Source organism: Kitasatospora sp. NPDC056184 (genome assembly GCF_042268405.1).
GTDB lineage: Bacteria > Actinomycetota > Actinomycetes > Streptomycetales > Streptomycetaceae > Kitasatospora.
Window position 1 is genome coordinate 300,854 of the sequence record NZ_JBHJUI010000003.1, and the last position, 16,997, is coordinate 317,850.

Sequence of the window (16,997 nt, forward strand, 5' to 3'; positions counted from 1 at the left end):
CCACCACTTCGTTCCTCCGCCCTTCGGACCGCCCCGGTGCCGGTCAGCCCCGGGTGCTTCGGTCCCTGATCCTCTCCGCCACCCGCAGCCGCACGGGCGCGGCGCGCCGGTTCTCCTCGATCTCCTCCTCCGTGGCCAGCTCGGCACCGCGAGTGATCAGCTTCAGCCAGGGCTGGTGCTCCTCGGGGACGAACGGCAGCCCCGGCGGAGCGGTGCTGGTCGCCCCGGCCGCGAAGTACTGCTTGACCAGGCGGTCCTCCAGCGACTGGTACGACATCACGGCGATCCGCCCGCCGAGCGCCAGGACGTCCAGCGCCCCGGGGATCGCCCGGTCGAGGACCTCCAGCTCGCCGTTGACCTCGATCCGCAGCGCCTGGAACGTCCGCTTGGCCGGGTTCCCGCCGGTCCGGCGGGTGGCGGCCGGGATGGCGTTGCGCACCAGATCGACCAGACGCGCGCTGGTGGTGAACGGTTCCTTCTCCCGCTCCCGGAGGATGACCGAGGCGATCTTGCCGGCGAACCGCTCCTCGCCGTACACCTTGAGGATCCGGGCCAGCTGGCCGTGGCTGTAGGTGTTCAGCACCTCGGCCGCGCTGATCCCCCGGGTCTGGTCCATCCGCATGTCCAGCGGCGCGTCCTGGGCGTAGGCGAAGCCGCGGTCGGCCTCGTCCAGCTGCATCGAGGAGACGCCGAGGTCGAAGAGGATGCCGTCGGCCTTCGGGACGTCGAGGCGCTCCAGCACCTCGGGGATCTCGTCGTAGACGGCGTGCACCAGGGTGGCCCGGTCCCCGAAGGGGGCCAGCCGCTCGGCGGAGAGCTTCAGCGCCGCCGGGTCGCGGTCCACCGCGATCAGCCGGACGTCCGGGAACTGGGTGAGCAGGGCCTCGCTGTGGCCGCCGAGGCCCAGGGTGGCGTCCACCACCACCGCGCCGGGCCGGGAGATCGCCGGAGCCAGCGCGTCCATGCACCGCTGCAGCATCACCGGGACGTGCTTGGGTGCCGGATCGTTGGTGGTCATGCGCTGTGGCGCCCTTCCTCGGTGCGAAAGCCGCCCGACGTCCGGGGAGCTCCGACCATTCTGTCCCACCACGCGGCGGAGCCGTCGCACGGGCCGGGCCGCGCGGCCCGTGGTCCCCGCCCGCTCAGGGGGAAGGTCGTGACCGCCCGGCACCGGGGAAGGTGCGCCAGGTGGCACGGAGAGCGGGTGGAGGCCACGGGCCGCGTCGGTCACCGCACGGCCGGAACGGCCCGGTTGACGGGCCCCGGCGGGTGTGCTCCACTGCGCCGCAACTCTATCGCGCACGCCCCGTCAGTCAATGGCCCGCTCCGGCGCACCACCCGGGCGGCGGTACGGATCTCCGCAGGTCGCGACGGTGCTGGTGGCACATGCCAGGGGCCTGGCGGGGCCACCCGGACGGCGGACTCCCGGCCGCCCCGGCGTTGTGGGGATGCCCTCGGTCACAGGCGTCCGCTCTGTCGCAATCAGCCCCACCGCGCACACCGAAATCGCACTAACGTCTTCACCATGACAGTGACTCCCGACCGGCCCACGCCGACCGCCGCTGCCGACCCCACCCCGACCATCATCGACCGCTTCGTCGCGGCCAACCGCGCGTACGCGCTGACCTTCCGCGACGGCGGCATGGACGCCCGCCCGGTCCAGCGGATCGCCGTGGTGGCCTGTATGGACGCCCGTCTCGACCTGTTCGCCGCGCTCGGCCTCGAACTCGGCGACGCCCACGTCATCCGCAACGCGGGCGGCGTGGTCACCGACGACACCATCCGCTCCCTCACCATCAGCCAGCGCGCCCTCGGCACCCGCTCGATCGCGCTGATCCACCACACCGGCTGCGGCCTGCTCGGCCTCACCGAGGACTTCCGCCGCGAGCTGGAGCTGGAGGTCGGCCAGCGTCCGCAGTGGGCGGTCGAGGCCTTCGTCGACCTGGACGGCGACGTCCGCCAGTCCATGCAGCGGGTCCGCACCTCGCCCTTCCTGCTCCACACCGACGACGTGCGCGGCTTCGTGTTCGACGTCCACACCGGCCTGCTGCGCGAGATCGACTGATCCCCCGCCGCCCGACCGGCCCGGCCGACGCCGTCCGGGCCCACCGGGTGCCCCCGGCCCCTCCCCCGACCTGGGCAGCCCTTCCAAGTGGTGACTTCTGGCATCCGCAGGGGGGAGAATGCGCCTGCCGGTCTGACCTCGAACCACCTGGGGCGGCCAGCCGCAGGCCGTACCCCGGCACCGGCTCCCGCACGCGGAACCGCTCCCGGAGGGGCCGCGTCCAGCATGGGGTGGGGCCGGGCTCGGACGGAGCCGGTCGTGGTGTGCCAGGGAGCGAACGGGTGACGAGCTACAGCGATCAGGCCGGTCTCAACGGTCGTGCGGGGGGCGGCCAGGAGGCACCGAGGTACGGCCCGGTGGGCCTGCCGGAACTCGCCGCCGTCGTCGACCGGATCCGGGCCAACATCGAGAACGTGATCGAGGGCAAGCCGGAAGCCGTCCGGATCGCCCTGACCGTGCTGCTCGCCGAGGGCCACCTGCTGCTGGAGGACGTGCCCGGCGTCGGCAAGACGATGCTGGCCAAGGCGCTCGCCCGGTCCGTCGACTGCACCGTGCGGCGCATCCAGTTCACCCCCGACCTGCTGCCCTCGGACGTCACCGGCACCAACATCTTCGACCAGCAGCAGCGCGACTTCGAGTTCCGCCCCGGCGCGATCTTCGCCCAGATCGTGGTCGGCGACGAGATCAACCGGGCCTCGCCGAAGACCCAGTCCGCACTGCTGGAGTCGATGGAGGAGCGCCAGGTCACCATCGACGGCACCAGCTACGAGCTGCCCTCGCCGTTCATGGTGGTCGCCACCCAGAACCCGGTCGAGATGGAGGGCACCTACCCCCTCCCGGAGGCCCAGCGGGACCGCTTCATGGCCCGGATCTCGATGGGCTACCCCAGCCCCGAGGCCGAGTTCGCCATGCTCGACGTGCACGCCGGCGCCAGCCCGCTGGACGACCTGCAGCCGGTCGCGCACGCCGCCGACATCCTCAAGCTGGTCGAGCTGGTCCGCACCGTGCACGTCGCCGACCCGGTCCGCCGCTACGCCGTCGACCTGGTCGCCGCCACCCGCAGCAGCCACGAACTGCGGCTCGGCGCCTCGCCGCGCGCGACCCTGCACCTGGTCCGGGCCGCCCGCGCCGCCGCCGCCCTGGACGGCCGCGACTACGTCACCCCGGACGACATCCAGCGCCTCGCCGTCCCGGTGCTCGCCCACCGCCTGATGCCGACCGCGGAGACCCAGCTCAGCCGCCGCACCGCCGAGCAGATCGTCGCCGACCTGGTCGCCCGCCTGCCGCTGCCGCGCCCGCAGCAGGGCGGCACCGCCGTCCGGAGGGGCTGAGGTGGGCCCGTCCGACGAACCGTCGGGCCTGCGCGCCGGCCTGCGCGGCCTCACCACCCGGGGGCGGTCCTTCCTCGCCGCCGGGCTGACCGCGGTGGTCTGCGCGTACCTGCTCGGCCAGGACGCGCTGCTGCGCGTCGGCGTGCTGCTCGCCGTGCTGCCGCTGGCCGCCGTCCTGCTGCTGGCCAACACCCGCTACCGGGTCGCCAGCGGACGCCGGCTCACCCCGCACCGCGCGGTGGCCGGCCAGGAGGCCCGGGTGCACCTGCGGGTGGACAACGTCTCACGGGTCCCCACCGGCCTGCTGCTCCTGGAGGACAAGGTCCCGTACGTGCTCGGACCGCGCCCGCGGTTCGTGCTGGACCGGGTCGAACCGCGCGGCCACCGCGAGGTCTCCTACCGGGTCCGCTCCGACCTGCGCGGCCGCTACCCGCTCGGCCCGCTCCAGCTGCGGCTCTCCGACCCGTTCGGAATGTGCGAGCTGAACCGCGCGTTCGCCGCCTCCGACGTGCTCACCGTCGTCCCGCAGGTGCTGGCGCTGCCGTACGTGCGGCTCAGCGGCGAGTGGGCCGGGCAGGGCGAGAGCCACACCCGCGCCCTCGCGCTCGCCGGCGACGACGACGTCATCCTGCGCGAGTACCGGGCCGGCGACGACCTGCGCCGGGTGCACTGGAAGTCCACCGCCCGCTACGGCGAACTGATGGTCCGGCGCGAGGAGCAGCCCCGCAGGGCCCGCGCCACCGTCCTGCTGGACACCCGGGAGACCGGCCACCGGGGCAGCGGCCCGGCCTCCTCCTTCGAATGGGCCGTCAGCTGCGCCGCCTCGGTCGCCGCGCACCTGCTGGAGCGCGGCTACCAGACCCGCCTGCTCACCGACACCGGCCACGCCGTCCCCGGCACCGAGGGAGACGGCGGGCACAACGCCGCCGACACCTCCGGCGTCATCCTGGACGCGCTCGCGGTCGTCGACCTCTCCGACGGGGCCGGACTCTCCCGCGCCGAGGAGCCGCTGCGGGCCGGCGGCGAGGGCCTGCTGGTGGCCGTCCTCGGCGAACTCGACGAGGAGCAGACCGCCCGGCTGGCCCGGCTGCGCGGCCGCACCGGCGGCGCCGTCGTCTTCCTGCTCGACACCGGCACCTGGGCCGGCCTGCGGATGCTCGCCCCCGACACCGGCGGCGAGGAGTTCCGCGACCGGGCGCGCCGGCTGCGCGAGGCCGGCTGGACGGTGCTCACCGTCCGCGCCGGCGACTCCGTCCCCGAGCTGTGGCGGGCCGCCGACCGGGCCGAGTCGCCCGCCCCCTACCGAGAAGAGGCCGGCGCGTGACCACCCGGGCCAAACTGACCGTGTACTCGGCGCTGGCCACCTTCCTGGCCGCGCTCTGCCTGACCCCGCTGCTGACCACCAAGGGCTGGATCGTCAACGCCGCCCTGGTGGTGGCGGTCCTCGCGGCGGTCGGCGCCGGGCTGCGGCGCACGCCCTTCTACCGGTGGACCGTCCCGATCGGCCAGCTGCTGGCGCTGTTCGTCATGCTGCTGCTGGGCTTCGCCTCCTCCGCGGCGGTCTTCGGCGGCGTCGTGCCCGGCTCCGAGTCGGTCCGCACCCTCGGCCGGGTCCTCGGCCAGGGGTTCGACGACGTCCGCGACTACGCCATCCCCGCCCCGCCCAACCCCGGCCTGCGGCTGATCCTGGTCGGCGCGGTCGGCCTGATCGCCGTCGCGGTGGACACCATCGCGGTCACCTACCGCCGCTCGGCCCTGGCCGGGCTGCCGCTGCTCGCGCTCTACTCGGTCGGCAACGGCCTGGCCGGCGACCAGGGCAGCTGGCTCTGGTTCGCCACCGCGGCCACCGGCTACCTGGTGCTGCTGTTCGCCGAGGGCCAGGACCGGGTCTCCCGCTGGGGCCGGATCTTCCGCGGCTCCGAACGCGGCGAGGGCGGCGGCCTGGGCGCGCTCGGCCAGAACGGCCGCCAGGTCGGCGTGATGGCCCTCGCGCTCGCCCTGCTGCTGCCGGCCTTCCTGCCGAGCTGGGGCTCCGGCCTGCTGCACACCGGCTCCGGCACGGCCTCCGGCCGCGGCGGCGCGGGCGTCAGCAGCCTCGACCCGCTGGTCGCCCTGACCGGGACGCTCCCCAGCCCCCGCAACGTCGAACTGTTCACCTACTCCTCGGAGAGCCCGTCCGCCGGCTCCACCTATCTGCGCACCGGCGCGCTGGACGCCTTCGACGGCACCACCTGGAAGCGCAGCGCGCTGAACACGGTGCCGTTCACCGGCGCCCTGCCCGCCCCCGAGGGCCTGGGCCCGATCGACACGCCCGAGGCCAGGACCGAGGTCCTGATCGGCAACCGGCTGGACGAGGCCTGGCTGCCGCTGCCCTACCCGGCGCGGAACGTCGCTCTGCGCGACAACGGCGCCTGGCAGCTCGACGAGGCCACCGCCAGCCTGATCCCCGCCAAGGAGAAGGCGATCAAGGGCCTCAAGTACACGGTCACCGGGCTGGAGGTCCAGCCCGCCGCGAACGCCCTGCGCACCGCGCCGACGGCGCCCGAGCGGATCCGCCAGCGGTACCTCGCCGTGCCGCCCGGCGTGCCCGAGGTGGTCCGGCAGACCGCGATCGCCAAGACGAAGAACGCCAAGAATTCGTACGACAAGATGGAGGCGCTGCGCGCCTGGTTCACCGGCCCGGACTTCACCTACGACGTCACCACCAGGACGGACAGCGGCAGCGACGCGATGGCGGACTTCCTGGCCCGCCGCCGCGGCTTCTGCGTCCACTTCGCCTCCACCATGGCGGTGATGGCCCGCATGCTCGACGTCCCCTCCCGGGTCGCGCTCGGCTTCACCCCCGGCAACACCAAGGGCGGAAACGTCTACTCGGTGACCGACGCGATGTACCACGCCTGGCCCGAGCTCTACTTCGAGGGCTACGGCTGGCTGCGCTTCGAGCCGACCCCGACCCGCGGCGTCCAGCCCGACTACTCGGACCCGGTCTCCTCGCCGGCCACCCAGCCGACCACCGCGCCGACCGCGCAGCCGCAGACCACCGCACCGGTCCAGGTGCCGTCCGCCAACCCCGACTGCGACGCCAAGCTGCGCCGGACCGGCGACTGCGGCGACCAGCGCGGCACCGCGACCGGCGCCCACGAAGGATTCCGGCTGCCCTCCGGCAAGGCCCTGGCCGGCCTGGTCGTCGGGGTGCTGCTGTTCGCGCTGCTGCTGGTGCCGATGGTCTGGCGCGCCCTGCTGCGCCGGCGCCGGCTCGGCGCGGGCGGGCGGCGCCGCCCCGGCGGACCGGGTCCGGACGGGCTCACCGACGCCCAGGTGCTGGCCGCCTGGGACGAGCTGATCGACTCCGCCTGGGACCTCGGCATCCCGCCGGACGAGTCGCGCACCCCGCGCGCCGCCGCCCGCCGGATCGCCGAGACCGGTGAGCTGGACGAGGCCTCGGCGGCCGCCGCCGGCCGGGTCGCGCTGGCCACCGAGCGGGTGCTCTACGCCCGCTCCGCGCAGATCGGCGAGCCGCTGGCGGCGGACGTCCGGACCGCCCGGGACGGCCTGCGGGCCCGGCGCGGACGGCGGGAGCGGATCAGGGCGGTGCTGATGCCGCCGTCCTCCGCCCAGCTGCGGTGGCGCGTCTCGGACGCGCTGCTGACCGCCCGGCTGACGACGGGCGCCGCGGTGGGGCGGGCAGTGGGAGCGGTCACCGGACCGGTCCGCCGCGCGCTGACCCGGCGTCGCCCCCGCGGCGGGGGCGACGACCCGGCGTCCTGACGGCGCCCGGGCACGACGAGGGCGGGCAGTCGATCGACTGCCCGCCCTCGTCGTGCCCGTACCGTCCGCCGGTACGGGCGTGAGGTCTCAGAACCCGCCGGTCTGCTCGTCCCGCCGACGCTGCCAGCGCTGCTCGACCCGGTCCATCATCCCGGCCTTGCGGCGGGAGGCGGCGGCCGCGCCACCGGACTGCTGCGCCTGGCCGGCGGGCCCACGGCGCCAGCCGGTCACGGCGAAGACGGCGCACCCGAGCATCACCAGGAAGCCGACCACACTGACCCAGATCTGGTCGACGACCATGCCGCCCATCAGCAGGCCGATGCCGACCACGAAGCCGCCGACGGCCAGATAGACCCGTCGACGGGTGTAGGTGCGCAGACCGGTTCCCTCAAGCGCCGACGCGAATTTGGGATCTTCGGCATACAGCGCTCGCTCCATCTGGTCGAGCAGTCGCTGCTCGTGCTCCGAGAGCGGCACGGAGTCCTCCTACTCGTCGGTCGCGGGTGCGACCGGTCCGCCGCCCCGGTCGGGGTGGCAAGTCCAATCAGCCTTCAGAACACGCGGTCGGACGCCTGTGCGGGGGCCCGGGCCCGTGTCGTCCATATGCCCCGAGCATCCGGCGCTCATGCTTTCCGGCTTTACCCAGATCATACGGTCCACGGACCCTTCGCGGAGTGGTCGACCACGCGTGGGCCCGGCCACTTCGGCGGCTCCTCGCCGCACCCTCCTCAACGCGGAGGGGGGCGGACAAGTGCCCGACCCGTTGGAATCGGCCCGGACCTGGGGAGATCCCCGGGAGAAGGCGGGGAGACGGGCGGGGGACGCGCCGAAGATCCGCTGGCGAACGGGGGGAAGTCCGTCGGCGAACGGCGGTGGGCCGCCCGGTCAGCCCAGGGTGGCCAGCAGGTGGAGCTGGGTCGCCACGGCGTGGAAGGCCGGCTGCCCGGCGGCGGCCTCCTCCAGCTTCAGCAGCGCGTCCAGCGCGCCCGGCTCGGTGTCCACCAGGACGCCGGGCACCAGGTCGGCGAAGACCCGCACGCCGTGCACCGACTCCACCCGCAGTCCGGCGCCGGACGCCAGCCGGTCCAGCTCCTCGCCGGTGAAGCGGCGCGGCATCGGGTCGTTCGCGCCCCAGCGGCCGTCGGCGGCGCTCAGGACGGCGCGGGCGTCGTCGAAGTGTCCGCCGAGCGCGCGGGCGAGCACGGCTCCGTTGCGGTTGGCGGCCAGCAGGCTCACGAAGCCGCCCCGGCGCAGGGTGCCGGCCAGGCTGCCGAGCGCCTCGGCCGGGTCGTCGACGACCTCCAGCACGCCGTGGCAGAGCACCGCGTCGACGGTGCCGGGCGCGACCAGCTCGGGAAGCGTCTGGGTGTCGCCCTGCACGGCGCGGACCAGGTCGGTCACGCCGGCCTCGGCGGCCCGCCGCTCCAACGCGAACAGCGCGTCCGGGCTCGGGTCGACCACGGTGACGCGGTGGCCCAGCCGGGCCACCGGCACGGCGAAGTTGCCGGTGCCGCCGCCGGTGTCGACCACGTCGAGCACCGGCTGGTCCAGCTCGGCCACCCGCTTCTCCAGGGCGGCGCGCACCACCTCCCACACCACGGCGGTACGCAGGGCGCTGCGGGGACGCGTCGGGTACAAGACGAGGCTCCTTGGACGTGCAGTGTCGATCAGGTTGCCTCCACCTTAGGCCCTCCCCTTCCCTCACCCGGCCTCGCGCACCTCCTCCTGCCGCCCGTCCTCCTGTCGGCCGTCCGCGCCGTCCAGCGGGAGCCGCGGGGCGGGCGGGGCGGCGTGCAGGCCGAGCAGGCGCTCGACCAGGCGGAGGAACAGGGCCGAGTTGCGGACCAGGTCGTCCGCGTCGCGGGCCGAGGCCGAGCCCCGGATGCCCGCCTCGGCGGCCGCCCTGCGGCGCGCGCCCGCCGCGAAGTACGGAGCCCACTCGGCGAGTTCGGGAGCCACCTCGGGCAGCACCTCCCAGGCGCTGCGGATCGCCCGGCGCCGGCGCTCGCTCTTCTCCGGGCGCCCGCGCACGGCGAGCACGGCCGCGACGGTCCGCAGCGCCGCGAGGTGCGCGGCGGCGTACCGCTCCAGCGGGTCCTCCAGGGTGCGGGCCCGGGCGAGGGTGCGGTGGGCCTCCGCGAGCAGGTCGAGCGCGGCGGGCGGGGCGCCGGCGCGGAGCAGCACCGGATGCACGTCGGCACCGGCGGACGGCCGGTGGGCGGCGGAGCGCGGGGCGCTCCCCGGTCGGTGGGCGGCGGAGTGGAGGCGGGCGGTGACGGGCTCCGGGTGGCTGGTGGTCATGGTCTCCCCCGTTCCGAGGCAGCGCGCGGGCCGGGTGGCCCGTGCCCCTCCATCGTGAACGGCACCACTGACAATCGGGCCGGACCGCCGCCCCGCCGGGCCGGCCGCCGAAGCGCCGTCCCCCCACGAACGGCGCTTCGGCACTCCCCGGTTCCCCCCGGGCACCGGCTCCCCCGTGGCCCGCACCGCCGCCCCGTGCCGGCGGTGCGCGGCCTCCGGCCGGCTCCGGTGCGGACGGTCCCGTGCGCGCGCGCCGGCCGTCCGCTCCTCCGGGGCGGGGCGCCCGACGCGCCGCCGTCCCGGTGCCACAACTTTGGCGTCTTCGCAGGTCAAAGGCCATCCGCGCAGATACTCAATCGGTGATCTGAGTATCCGTACTCAGACGGCCCGCACCGTGCGGACGGGAACCGGCGGCCCCGCCGCCGACGTCGGTCCCGGTACGGTACGGCGAGCCGGGCCGACTCCGGCGGGGACTGCGAGCAGGAACGGACGGGGAAACGGATGACGATCGTCCCGCTGATCTTCACCAGCGGACTGGCGAGCGGGATCAACGCCTACGCGGTGGTCCTGCTGCTCGGCCTGCTGGGCCGGTTCGCCGGGGCCGACTCGGTGCCGGCGGCCCTGGAGCGCACCGATGTGCTGATCGCGGCCGCCGCGCTGTTCCTGCTGGAGGCGGTGGCCGACAAGATCCCCTACGTGGACAGCGTCTGGGACGTCGCCCACACCGTGATCCGGCCGGTCGCGGGCGCCACCGTCGGCGCGCTGATCGCCTCCACCGACCCCGGTTCGCTGGGCGAGGTCGCGGCGGGCGCGATGGGCGGCACGACGGCGCTGGTCAGCCACCTGGTGAAGGCCTCGCTGCGGATGGCGGTCAACACCTCGCCCGAGCCGGCCAGCAACATCGTGGTCTCGCTGGCCGAGGACGTCTCGGTGGCCGGGCTGATCACGCTGGCGATCTTCCACCCGTGGCTGGCCGCCTCGATCGCCACCGTCCTGCTGCTGATCGGCGTCCTGCTGGTGTGGTTCGCGATCAACCGGATCCGCGCCTTCCGCGCCCGGCGGCGCGAACGCCGGGCGGCCCGGGCCGCCGGGACGGCGGGCGGGCGGCCCGTGGCCGGGGGATCCGTCCCGCGGACCTAGGATCGGGAGCATGGCACGGATCGTCATCATCGGCGCAGGTATGAGCGGGCTCGCGGCGGCCTCCCGGCTGGCCACCATCGGGCACAAGGTGACGGTCTGCGAGGCGCGCGACACCTACGGCGGCATGGTCGGCCGCTACGAGCGCGACGGTTTCGCCTTCGACACCGGTCCCGGACTGCTCACCCTGCCCGCCGTCTACCGCGACCTCGCGCTGAAGACCGGGCGCGAGCCGCTGGAGCAGCTGGTCGAGCTGGGCCCGGTCGACCCGGAGAGCCGGCACCTGTTCCCCGACGGGACGGCCGTCTCGCTCCCCAACGCCTCCCGGGGCGGCGTGGTCCAGGCCCTCGACCAGGCCTTCGGCCCGGGCGCGGGCGAGCGGTGGGCCGAGGTACTCAACCACGGCCGCACGGTCTGGGAGGCCACCCGCCGCCCGCTGCTGGAGGAGCCGCTGCCGGCCGACCGGAGGCCGCTGCACACCGACCCGTACCCCCAGCCCGCCGTGCCCCGGCGCGGCCTGTTCGGCCGGCGGCGCGGCCCGCGCCAGTGGACTCTCGCCGACGTCGCCGCCGAACAGCTCGGCGGGCACCCGGGGCTGACCGCCCTGCTGCACGAGCACGCGCTGCGGTTCGGCCTCGACCCGCGCACCGCCCCCGCCGGGGCCACCGTGCTGCCGTACATGGAGCAGTCCTTCGGCGTCTGGTACGTCAAGGGCGGCCTGCGCGCGCTGGCCGACGCGGTGTACCGCCGCTGCGAGCAGCGCAAGGTGGAGTTCCGCTTCGGGACGCCGGTCGCCAAGGTGGTGCTGCGCGACGGCCGGGTGTGCGGCGTGCAGACCAAGGGCGACCGGATCGACGCCGACCTGGTCGTCTCGTCGATCGACGCGCGGGTGCTGCACACCCAGTGGATGGGCCCGGCCGAGAGCTCGGACGACTGGCCCGCCGCCGCCGAGCGGCTGCACGGCGTGCCGGGGCGGGTGAGCGTGCTGCTCGCACTGCGCGGCGCCCGGCCCGAGGGCACGGCGCACCGCACGGTGGTGCACGCCGGCGACCCGGCCGCCGAGCTGGCCGGCGTCTTCGACCCGGGCGTGTGGCCGACCGACCGGCCGACCGTGCAAGTGCTGCGGCCGGACGACCCCTCGCTGCACCCGGAGGGGCACGAGGCCGTGGTGCTGACCGCGACCACCCCGTCCCTGGACCTCGACTGGGGCGAGCCCGGCGTCGCGGACGCCTTCGCCGACCGGATGCTCGACCACGTCGAGGCGGCCGGCCTGAACCTGCGCGAGCGGATGCTCTGGCGGGTGGTCCGCACCCCCGAGCACACCGAGCGCGAGACCGGCTCCTTCTTCGGCTCCGTCCCGCCCCCGGCCCTGGCCGGCCTCGACGGCGACCTCCTCCAGGCCCCCAACGAGGACCACCCCGGCCTCTACCTCACCGGCGGCGCCGCCCACCCCGGCGGCGGCCTCGCCCGCGTCGGCATGTCCGCCTGCATCGTCGCCAACCTCATCGGCCCCGCCTGACCCACCCCCGCCGGCGCAGGAAGTCGGCCCCATCGACTTCCTGCGCCCACCACCCGAAATCTACGCGCATAGACTCCCTCGCGGACACGGCACCGCAAGCCACGCCCGGAGTGGAAAGTCGGCCCCGCCGACTTCTCGCGCGCGCGGGCCGATACCGGCACACAGAAACGTCCGCACGGACGCCCGACATGAGGCCGCAAGGAGGCTGCGCGCGGAACAGAAGGTCGACCCCGTCGACTTCCTGTGCGCACCACCCGGAATCTACGCGCATAGATACACCTGCGGACACAGCGCCGCGAGCCACGCCCGGAGTGGAAAGTCGGCCCCGCCGACTTCTCGTGCGCGCGGGGCCGGGCTGCTACGTGCGCGGATGCCGGCAGGCGGTGGGGCCGTGGGGAACGTGCGCGGAGTGGGAAGTCGGACGGGCCGACTTCCTGTTCCGCGCCCGGGTCAGGACTGCTGCTGCCAGGTGGGGTGCTGCTGCTGGTAGCCGTACTGGTCGTACTGGGGCTGCTGCGGCTGCTGGGGGATGCCGGTGATGGGCTGCTCCTCCGGCTGGGCGGGCTGCCACTGCTGCTGGTCGTAGCCGTACTGCTGCTGTTGCTGCTGTTGCTGTTGCTGCTGGTAGCCGCCGTACGGGTCGGGCTGCTGCGGGTAGCCGCCGTACTGCTCCTGCTGCGGGTAGCCGCCGTAGCCCTGGTCGTAGCCGAAGACCGGCTGCTGCTGGGCGGGCTGCCACTGCTGCTGGTCGTAGCCGTACTGCTGCTGCTGTTGCTGTTGCTGTTGCTGCGCCGGGTCGTAGCCGGCCTGGTAGGCCTCGGTGTAGGCGTCCTGCTGCGGGACCGCCTGGAGCAGCTCGGTCTGCTGCTGCTCGTAGTACGCCGGCGCGTACACGCCGTCGGCGGCCAGCTCCTGCATCTCGAACGCGGCGGTCCGTTCGACGGCCGCCTCCTCCGCCGCCGGCGCCGCGGCCGGGGCCTCCTCGACCGCGCCGACCTCGCCGACCTGCTCCACCGCGACCGCCGCGGCGGCCACCGCGCCACCGCCGGTGAGCGCACCGAGCAGCGGCACCTTGGCGAGCGGCCCGGGCAGGCTCCCGTCCGCCGCGCGCAGCGACCACCCGGCCGCGTAGCCGCGCTTGACCGAGAGCGTCACGAAGGTCTGGCCGACGGCGAACATCGCGGCGCCGGCGCCGATCACCGGCACGGAGCCGATCGCCATCCCGGCGGCCACCGCGAGGAAGCCGGCCAGCGCGAGGCCGCGCCAGTGCAGCGGGGCCCGGTTCTGGAACAGCAGCTCGGCGACCAGCCAGAGCGCCACCACCGCCAACGCGGCGTACAGCAGCAGGTATCCGATGCCCATCCCGCCCGCTACCTCCCAGTCGCGTGCCCGCGCCCGCCGCGCGTGTGCGGCGACTGTACCGGTTCAACGGCCCGGGTACCGCATCGCGTTCCCGCCGGCCGCGGGAACGCGATGCGCCGCAGCTCAGCGCCGGTGCAGGCCGAGGTTCTGGTAGATCTCCAGGGTCGCCGTCGAGTGGTTCAGCGTGATGAAGTGCAGCCCGGGGGCGCCCTCCGCCAGCAGCCGCTCGGACATCGCGGTGGCGTGTTCCATGCCGATCGCGCGCAGCGCCGCCGGGTCGTCGATCACCGCGCGCAGCCTGGCCTCCAGGTCCGGCGGGAAGGCCGAGCCGCTCAGCTGCGGGAAGCGCTCCAGCTGCTTGGCGTTGGTGACCGGCATGATCTCCGGGATGATCGGCGTCTCGCAGCCGGCGGCCACCACCCGGTCGCGCAGCCGCAGGTAGTCGTCGACCTCGAAGAACATCTGGGTGATGGCGTAGTCGGCACCCGAGCGGATCTTCGCCACGAAGTGCCGGATGTCGTCGTCCCAGTCGGTCGAGCGCGGGTGCATGTTGGGCGAGGCCGCCACGCCGACGCAGAAGTCGCCGATGCCCTTGATCAGCTCGACCAGCTCGTACGCGTAGGTGACGCCCTGCGGGTGGCTGACCCACTCGCCCAGCGGGTCGCCGGGCGGGTCGCCGCGCACCGCGAGGACGTTGCGCACGCCCTGGTCGGCGTACTGGCCGATGATGTTGCGCAGCTCGGCGATCGAGTGGTCGACGGCGGTCAGGTGGGCCACCGGGGTGAGCGTGGTCTCGGTGGCGATCCGGCCGACCATGTTCACCGTGCGCTCGCGCGAGGAGCCTCCGGCGCCGTACGTCATGCAGACGAAGTTGGGGTCGAGCGGTTCGAGCCGCCGGATGGCGTCCCAGAGCTTCTGCTCGCCGGCCTCGCTGCGCGGCGGCATGAACTCGAAGGAGAAGGACCGCTTTCCGGCTGCCAGGAGGTCGCGGACCGTCTGTGCGCGGTCCGGTCTGGTCGAAGCGATACCGAGTGCCATGCTGGCAGGTTAGCCGTCGGCGGAAGGGCGCGGACAACTCGGTCCCAGCCTGTGAGACGCCGGGTGGACGACCGGTGGACTCCGGGTGGACGGCGCCGGGGGCGGGCGCGGCGTCCGCGCGAACAGCGGTCGGCGCGCCCGGCCGGGGCTCGTGCGTACGGCTGTTCCCCTCCGCCCCGGATACGCTTGCTGCGCACCCCAGCTACCTCCGGAGTCCCATCGTGACCTCGTCCAGCCACCGGCCGGCCAACCCGATTGACGTGGAGGACGTGCGCGAGCGCGTCAACGCCGCCCTCGTCGGCTTCATGGACGGCCAGTCGGCCCTGCTCGGCAAGGTCTCCGCGCAGCTGGAGCCGGTCACCGAGGCGCTGCGCGACTTCCTCCTGGACGGCGGCAAGCGGCTCCGCCCGGCGTTCTGCTACTGGGGCTGGCGCGGCGCCGGCGGCCCGGCGGCCGGCGAGGGGATCACCCGGGCGGCGGCGGCCCTGGAACTGCTGCAGGCCAGCGCGCTCGTCCACGACGACCTGATGGACCGCAGCGACACCCGGCGCGGCCTGCCCTCCGTGCACCGCCGCTTCGAGGCGATGCACCGCGAGCGCGGCTGGCGCGGCGACCGCGAGCAGTACGGCGCCTCGGCGGCGGTGCTGCTCGGCGACCTGCTGCTGATCTGGTGCGACGAGCTGTTCCTGAACTCCGGCCTGGACCCGGCGGCGGTGCTGGCCGCCAAGCCGATGTTCGACCTGATGCGCACCGAGGTCATGGTCGGCCAGTACCTGGACGTGCTGGAGCCGGTCGCCGGGGACTCCACCGACGAGGGCGCGCTGGAGCGCGCGCAGACCGTCCTGCACTACAAGTCGGCCAAGTACACGATCGAGCGGCCGCTCCAGGTCGGCGCGCTGCTGGCGGGCGCCCCGCCCCGGCTGGTGGAGGCGTACGGGGCGTTCGGCCTGCCGCTGGGCGAGGCGTTCCAGCTGCGGGACGACCTGCTGGGCGTGTTCGGCGACCCGGCGGTCACCGGCAAGCCGGCCGGCGACGACCTGCGCGAGGGCAAGCGGACGCTGCTGGTCGCGCACGCCATGCGGGGCCTGCCGGCCGCCGAGGCGCGGCGGCTGGACGAGCGGCTGGGCGCGCCGGACCTGACCGCCGGGGAGGTCGCCGGGCTGCGCGAGCTGGTGGCCCGCAGCGGCGCGCCGGAGCGGGTGGAGCAGCGGATCGAGGAGCTGCTGCGCCAGGCGCTGGCCGCGCTGGAGGAGGCGCCGCTGGCGGACCCGCGGGCCCGCGTGACGCTGCTGGCGCTGGCCGAGGCCGCCACCGTCCGCAAGTACTGACCCGCGCACGACGGCACGGGAGGGACGGACGGCGGCGGCCCCGGTCGGTCGAGTCCGGTCAGAGCGCGCGCAGCCGCCGGGCGAACTCGGCGGCCGCGGCCCCCGGGTCCTCCGCGGCGGTGACGGCCCGGACCACCACGACCCGGCGGGCGCCGGCGGCCAGCACCTCGTCCAGGTTGCCGAGGTCGATTCCGCCGATGGCGAACCACGGCCGCGCGGTCCCCAGCTTCGCCGCGTACTCGACCAGGCCCAGGCCCGGCGCGGGGCGGCCCGGCTTGGTCGGGGTCGGCCAGACCGGGCCGGTGCAGAAGTAGTCGACGCCGGGCTCGGCGGCGGCCGCGTCCACCTCGGACTCGGCGTGGCAGGACCGCCCGATCAGCACGTCCTCGCCGATGATCGCCCGGGCGGCGGGCACCGGCAGGTCGTCCTGCCCGAGGTGCAGCACGTCCGGACCCGCCGCGTGGGCGACGTCGGCGCGGTCGTTGACGGCGAGCAGCTTGCCGTGCCGGCGGCAGGCGTCGGCGAAGACCTCCAGCGCCGCCAGCTCCTGCTTGGCCTCCAGGCCCTTGTCCCGGAGCTGGACGATGTCCACGCCGCCGGCCAGCGCGGCGTCCAGGAACTCGGCGAGGTCGCCGCGCTCGCGCCGGGCGTCGGTGCACAGGTACAGCCGGGCGTCGGCGAGCCGGGCCCGGCGGTCGGTCGCGGCCGGGTCCGTCACCACGCCATCGCCTGGGCGCGCCGCTTGACCTCGGTGGCCCGGTTCTCGCAGAGCGCCTGCATCGGGGTACCGGGCAGCGACGGGTCCTCGGTGAACATCCACACCAGGATCTCGTCGTCGCTGAACCCGCTGTCGCGCAGCACCGTCAGCGTGCCGATCAGGTGCTTCACCGGGCCGGTCTCGTCGATGAACGCCGCCGGGACCTGCAGCGACTTGTTGGGGCCGCGGCGGACGGCGATCAGGTCACCCTTCTTGACCATGTTGCGGACCTCGGTGACCACCAGACCCCACCTCTCGGAGATGTCGGGCAGGTAGAGCCACGCGGGGACCAGGGATTCAATCTTGGCTTCGATCTCACTCACACGCACCAGACTGCCACCTCGGCGGCCCGCCGCGCACCAATCGGGTCGGCCGCCCGGCGCCGCCCGGG

Annotated in this window: 15 protein-coding genes; 7 read left to right on the forward strand and 8 right to left on the reverse strand. The window is 74.8% G+C overall.

All coding sequences use genetic code 11. The annotated features are described in order from the left end of the window. Window positions 1–43: 43 nt before the first annotated feature. Window positions 44–1,018, reverse strand: coding sequence for a 16S rRNA (cytosine(1402)-N(4))-methyltransferase RsmH (rsmH, locus tag ACFC0B_RS09055; RefSeq protein WP_376084069.1), 975 nt, complete (start codon window positions 1,016–1,018; stop codon window positions 44–46). 507 nt (window positions 1,019–1,525) lie between these two features. Here rsmH and ACFC0B_RS09060 point away from each other — a divergent pair. The 4 genes from ACFC0B_RS09060 to ACFC0B_RS09075 all read left to right on the forward strand — a co-directional run bounded on the left by ACFC0B_RS09060 (window position 1,526) and on the right by ACFC0B_RS09075 (window position 7,164). Continuing rightward, the gene (locus ACFC0B_RS09060) at window positions 1,526–2,065 is read left to right on the forward strand and encodes a beta-class carbonic anhydrase (RefSeq protein ID WP_376084070.1); all 540 of its coding nucleotides are present in this window, start codon (window positions 1,526–1,528) and stop codon (window positions 2,063–2,065) included. A 281-nt stretch (window positions 2,066–2,346) separates the two neighbouring features. Further along, window positions 2,347–3,396 carry an AAA family ATPase gene (locus tag ACFC0B_RS09065; protein ID WP_376084072.1) on the forward strand — a complete coding sequence of 350 codons (1,050 nt, stop codon included), beginning with the start codon at window positions 2,347–2,349 and terminating at the stop codon, window positions 3,394–3,396. Window position 3,397: 1 nt separating this feature from the next. Then, on the forward strand, window positions 3,398–4,720 hold the full coding sequence (locus tag ACFC0B_RS09070; RefSeq protein WP_376084074.1) for a DUF58 domain-containing protein: 1,323 nt from the start codon (window positions 3,398–3,400) through the stop codon (window positions 4,718–4,720). Beyond that, window positions 4,717–7,164 (forward strand): transglutaminaseTgpA domain-containing protein, encoded by a 2,448-nt coding sequence (locus tag ACFC0B_RS09075; protein WP_376084076.1) that lies wholly within the window; start codon window positions 4,717–4,719, stop codon window positions 7,162–7,164. The genes ACFC0B_RS09070 and ACFC0B_RS09075 overlap by 4 nt, the downstream gene beginning before the upstream one ends. Before the next feature lie 87 nt (window positions 7,165–7,251). On the opposite strand, the gene ACFC0B_RS09080 is transcribed toward ACFC0B_RS09075, so the two are convergent. The 3 genes from ACFC0B_RS09080 to ACFC0B_RS09090 all read right to left on the reverse strand — a co-directional run bounded on the left by ACFC0B_RS09080 (window position 7,252) and on the right by ACFC0B_RS09090 (window position 9,465). After that, window positions 7,252–7,641 carry a DUF3040 domain-containing protein gene (locus ACFC0B_RS09080; protein ID WP_376084078.1) on the reverse strand — a complete coding sequence of 130 codons (390 nt, stop codon included), beginning with the start codon at window positions 7,639–7,641 and terminating at the stop codon, window positions 7,252–7,254. 408 nt (window positions 7,642–8,049) lie between these two features. Then, window positions 8,050–8,802 carry a methyltransferase domain-containing protein gene (locus tag ACFC0B_RS09085; RefSeq protein ID WP_376084080.1) on the reverse strand — a complete coding sequence of 251 codons (753 nt, stop codon included), beginning with the start codon at window positions 8,800–8,802 and terminating at the stop codon, window positions 8,050–8,052. Window positions 8,803–8,865: 63 nt separating this feature from the next. After that, window positions 8,866–9,465 (reverse strand): SAV_6107 family HEPN domain-containing protein, encoded by a 600-nt coding sequence (locus ACFC0B_RS09090; protein ID WP_376084082.1) that lies wholly within the window; start codon window positions 9,463–9,465, stop codon window positions 8,866–8,868. A gap of 501 nt (window positions 9,466–9,966) precedes the next feature. On the opposite strand from ACFC0B_RS09090, the gene ACFC0B_RS09095 reads away from it, so the two are divergent. Continuing rightward, window positions 9,967–10,605, forward strand: a complete 639-nt coding sequence (locus ACFC0B_RS09095) for a DUF4126 domain-containing protein (protein WP_376084084.1) — start codon at window positions 9,967–9,969, stop codon at window positions 10,603–10,605. 10 nt (window positions 10,606–10,615) lie between these two features. Beyond that, a complete protein-coding gene (locus tag ACFC0B_RS09100; protein WP_376084086.1) occupies window positions 10,616–12,121 on the forward strand; it encodes a phytoene desaturase family protein in 1,506 nt (501 codons plus the stop codon). Between the two features lie 450 nt (window positions 12,122–12,571). On the opposite strand, the gene ACFC0B_RS09105 is transcribed toward ACFC0B_RS09100, so the two are convergent. Together ACFC0B_RS09105 and metF are read right to left on the reverse strand one after the other, a co-directional pair. Next, entirely contained in the window at window positions 12,572–13,483 is a 912-nt protein-coding gene (locus ACFC0B_RS09105; RefSeq protein WP_376084088.1) for a hypothetical protein, read from the reverse strand. Window positions 13,484–13,606: 123 nt separating this feature from the next. Continuing rightward, complete coding sequence (metF, locus tag ACFC0B_RS09110) at window positions 13,607–14,521, reverse strand: methylenetetrahydrofolate reductase [NAD(P)H] (RefSeq protein WP_376084090.1); 915 nt, start codon at window positions 14,519–14,521, stop codon at window positions 13,607–13,609. 221 nt (window positions 14,522–14,742) lie between these two features. Between metF and ACFC0B_RS09115 the strand changes: the two genes are divergently transcribed. Then, a complete protein-coding gene (locus ACFC0B_RS09115) occupies window positions 14,743–15,849 on the forward strand; it encodes a polyprenyl synthetase family protein (protein WP_376084092.1) in 1,107 nt (368 codons plus the stop codon). A gap of 58 nt (window positions 15,850–15,907) precedes the next feature. Here ACFC0B_RS09115 and thiE read toward each other — a convergent pair whose 3' ends face one another. After that, window positions 15,908–16,567, reverse strand: coding sequence for a thiamine phosphate synthase (gene thiE, locus ACFC0B_RS09120; RefSeq protein ID WP_376084387.1), 660 nt, complete (start codon window positions 16,565–16,567; stop codon window positions 15,908–15,910). Next, window positions 16,564–16,929 carry an Rv2175c family DNA-binding protein gene (locus tag ACFC0B_RS09125; RefSeq protein WP_376084094.1) on the reverse strand — a complete coding sequence of 122 codons (366 nt, stop codon included), beginning with the start codon at window positions 16,927–16,929 and terminating at the stop codon, window positions 16,564–16,566. The genes thiE and ACFC0B_RS09125 overlap by 4 nt, the downstream gene beginning before the upstream one ends. Window positions 16,930–16,997 lie beyond the last annotated feature (68 nt).

Bases quoted from the DNA above. Each gene is read 5' to 3' on its own strand.
- ACFC0B_RS09090 (WP_376084082.1), bottom strand. From the start codon at position 9,465: ATGACCACCAGCCACCCGGAGCCCGTCACCGCCCGCCTCCACTCCGCC.
- ACFC0B_RS09095 (WP_376084084.1), top strand. From the start codon at position 9,967: ATGACGATCGTCCCGCTGATCTTCACCAGCGGACTGGCGAGCGGGATC.
- ACFC0B_RS09060 (WP_376084070.1), top strand. From the start codon at position 1,526: ATGACAGTGACTCCCGACCGGCCCACGCCGACCGCCGCTGCCGACCCC.
- ACFC0B_RS09105 (WP_376084088.1), bottom strand. From the start codon at position 13,483: ATGGGCATCGGATACCTGCTGCTGTACGCCGCGTTGGCGGTGGTGGCG.
- rsmH (WP_376084069.1), bottom strand. From the start codon at position 1,018: ATGACCACCAACGATCCGGCACCCAAGCACGTCCCGGTGATGCTGCAG.
- ACFC0B_RS09100 (WP_376084086.1), top strand. From the start codon at position 10,616: ATGGCACGGATCGTCATCATCGGCGCAGGTATGAGCGGGCTCGCGGCG.
- metF (WP_376084090.1), bottom strand. From the start codon at position 14,521: ATGGCACTCGGTATCGCTTCGACCAGACCGGACCGCGCACAGACGGTC.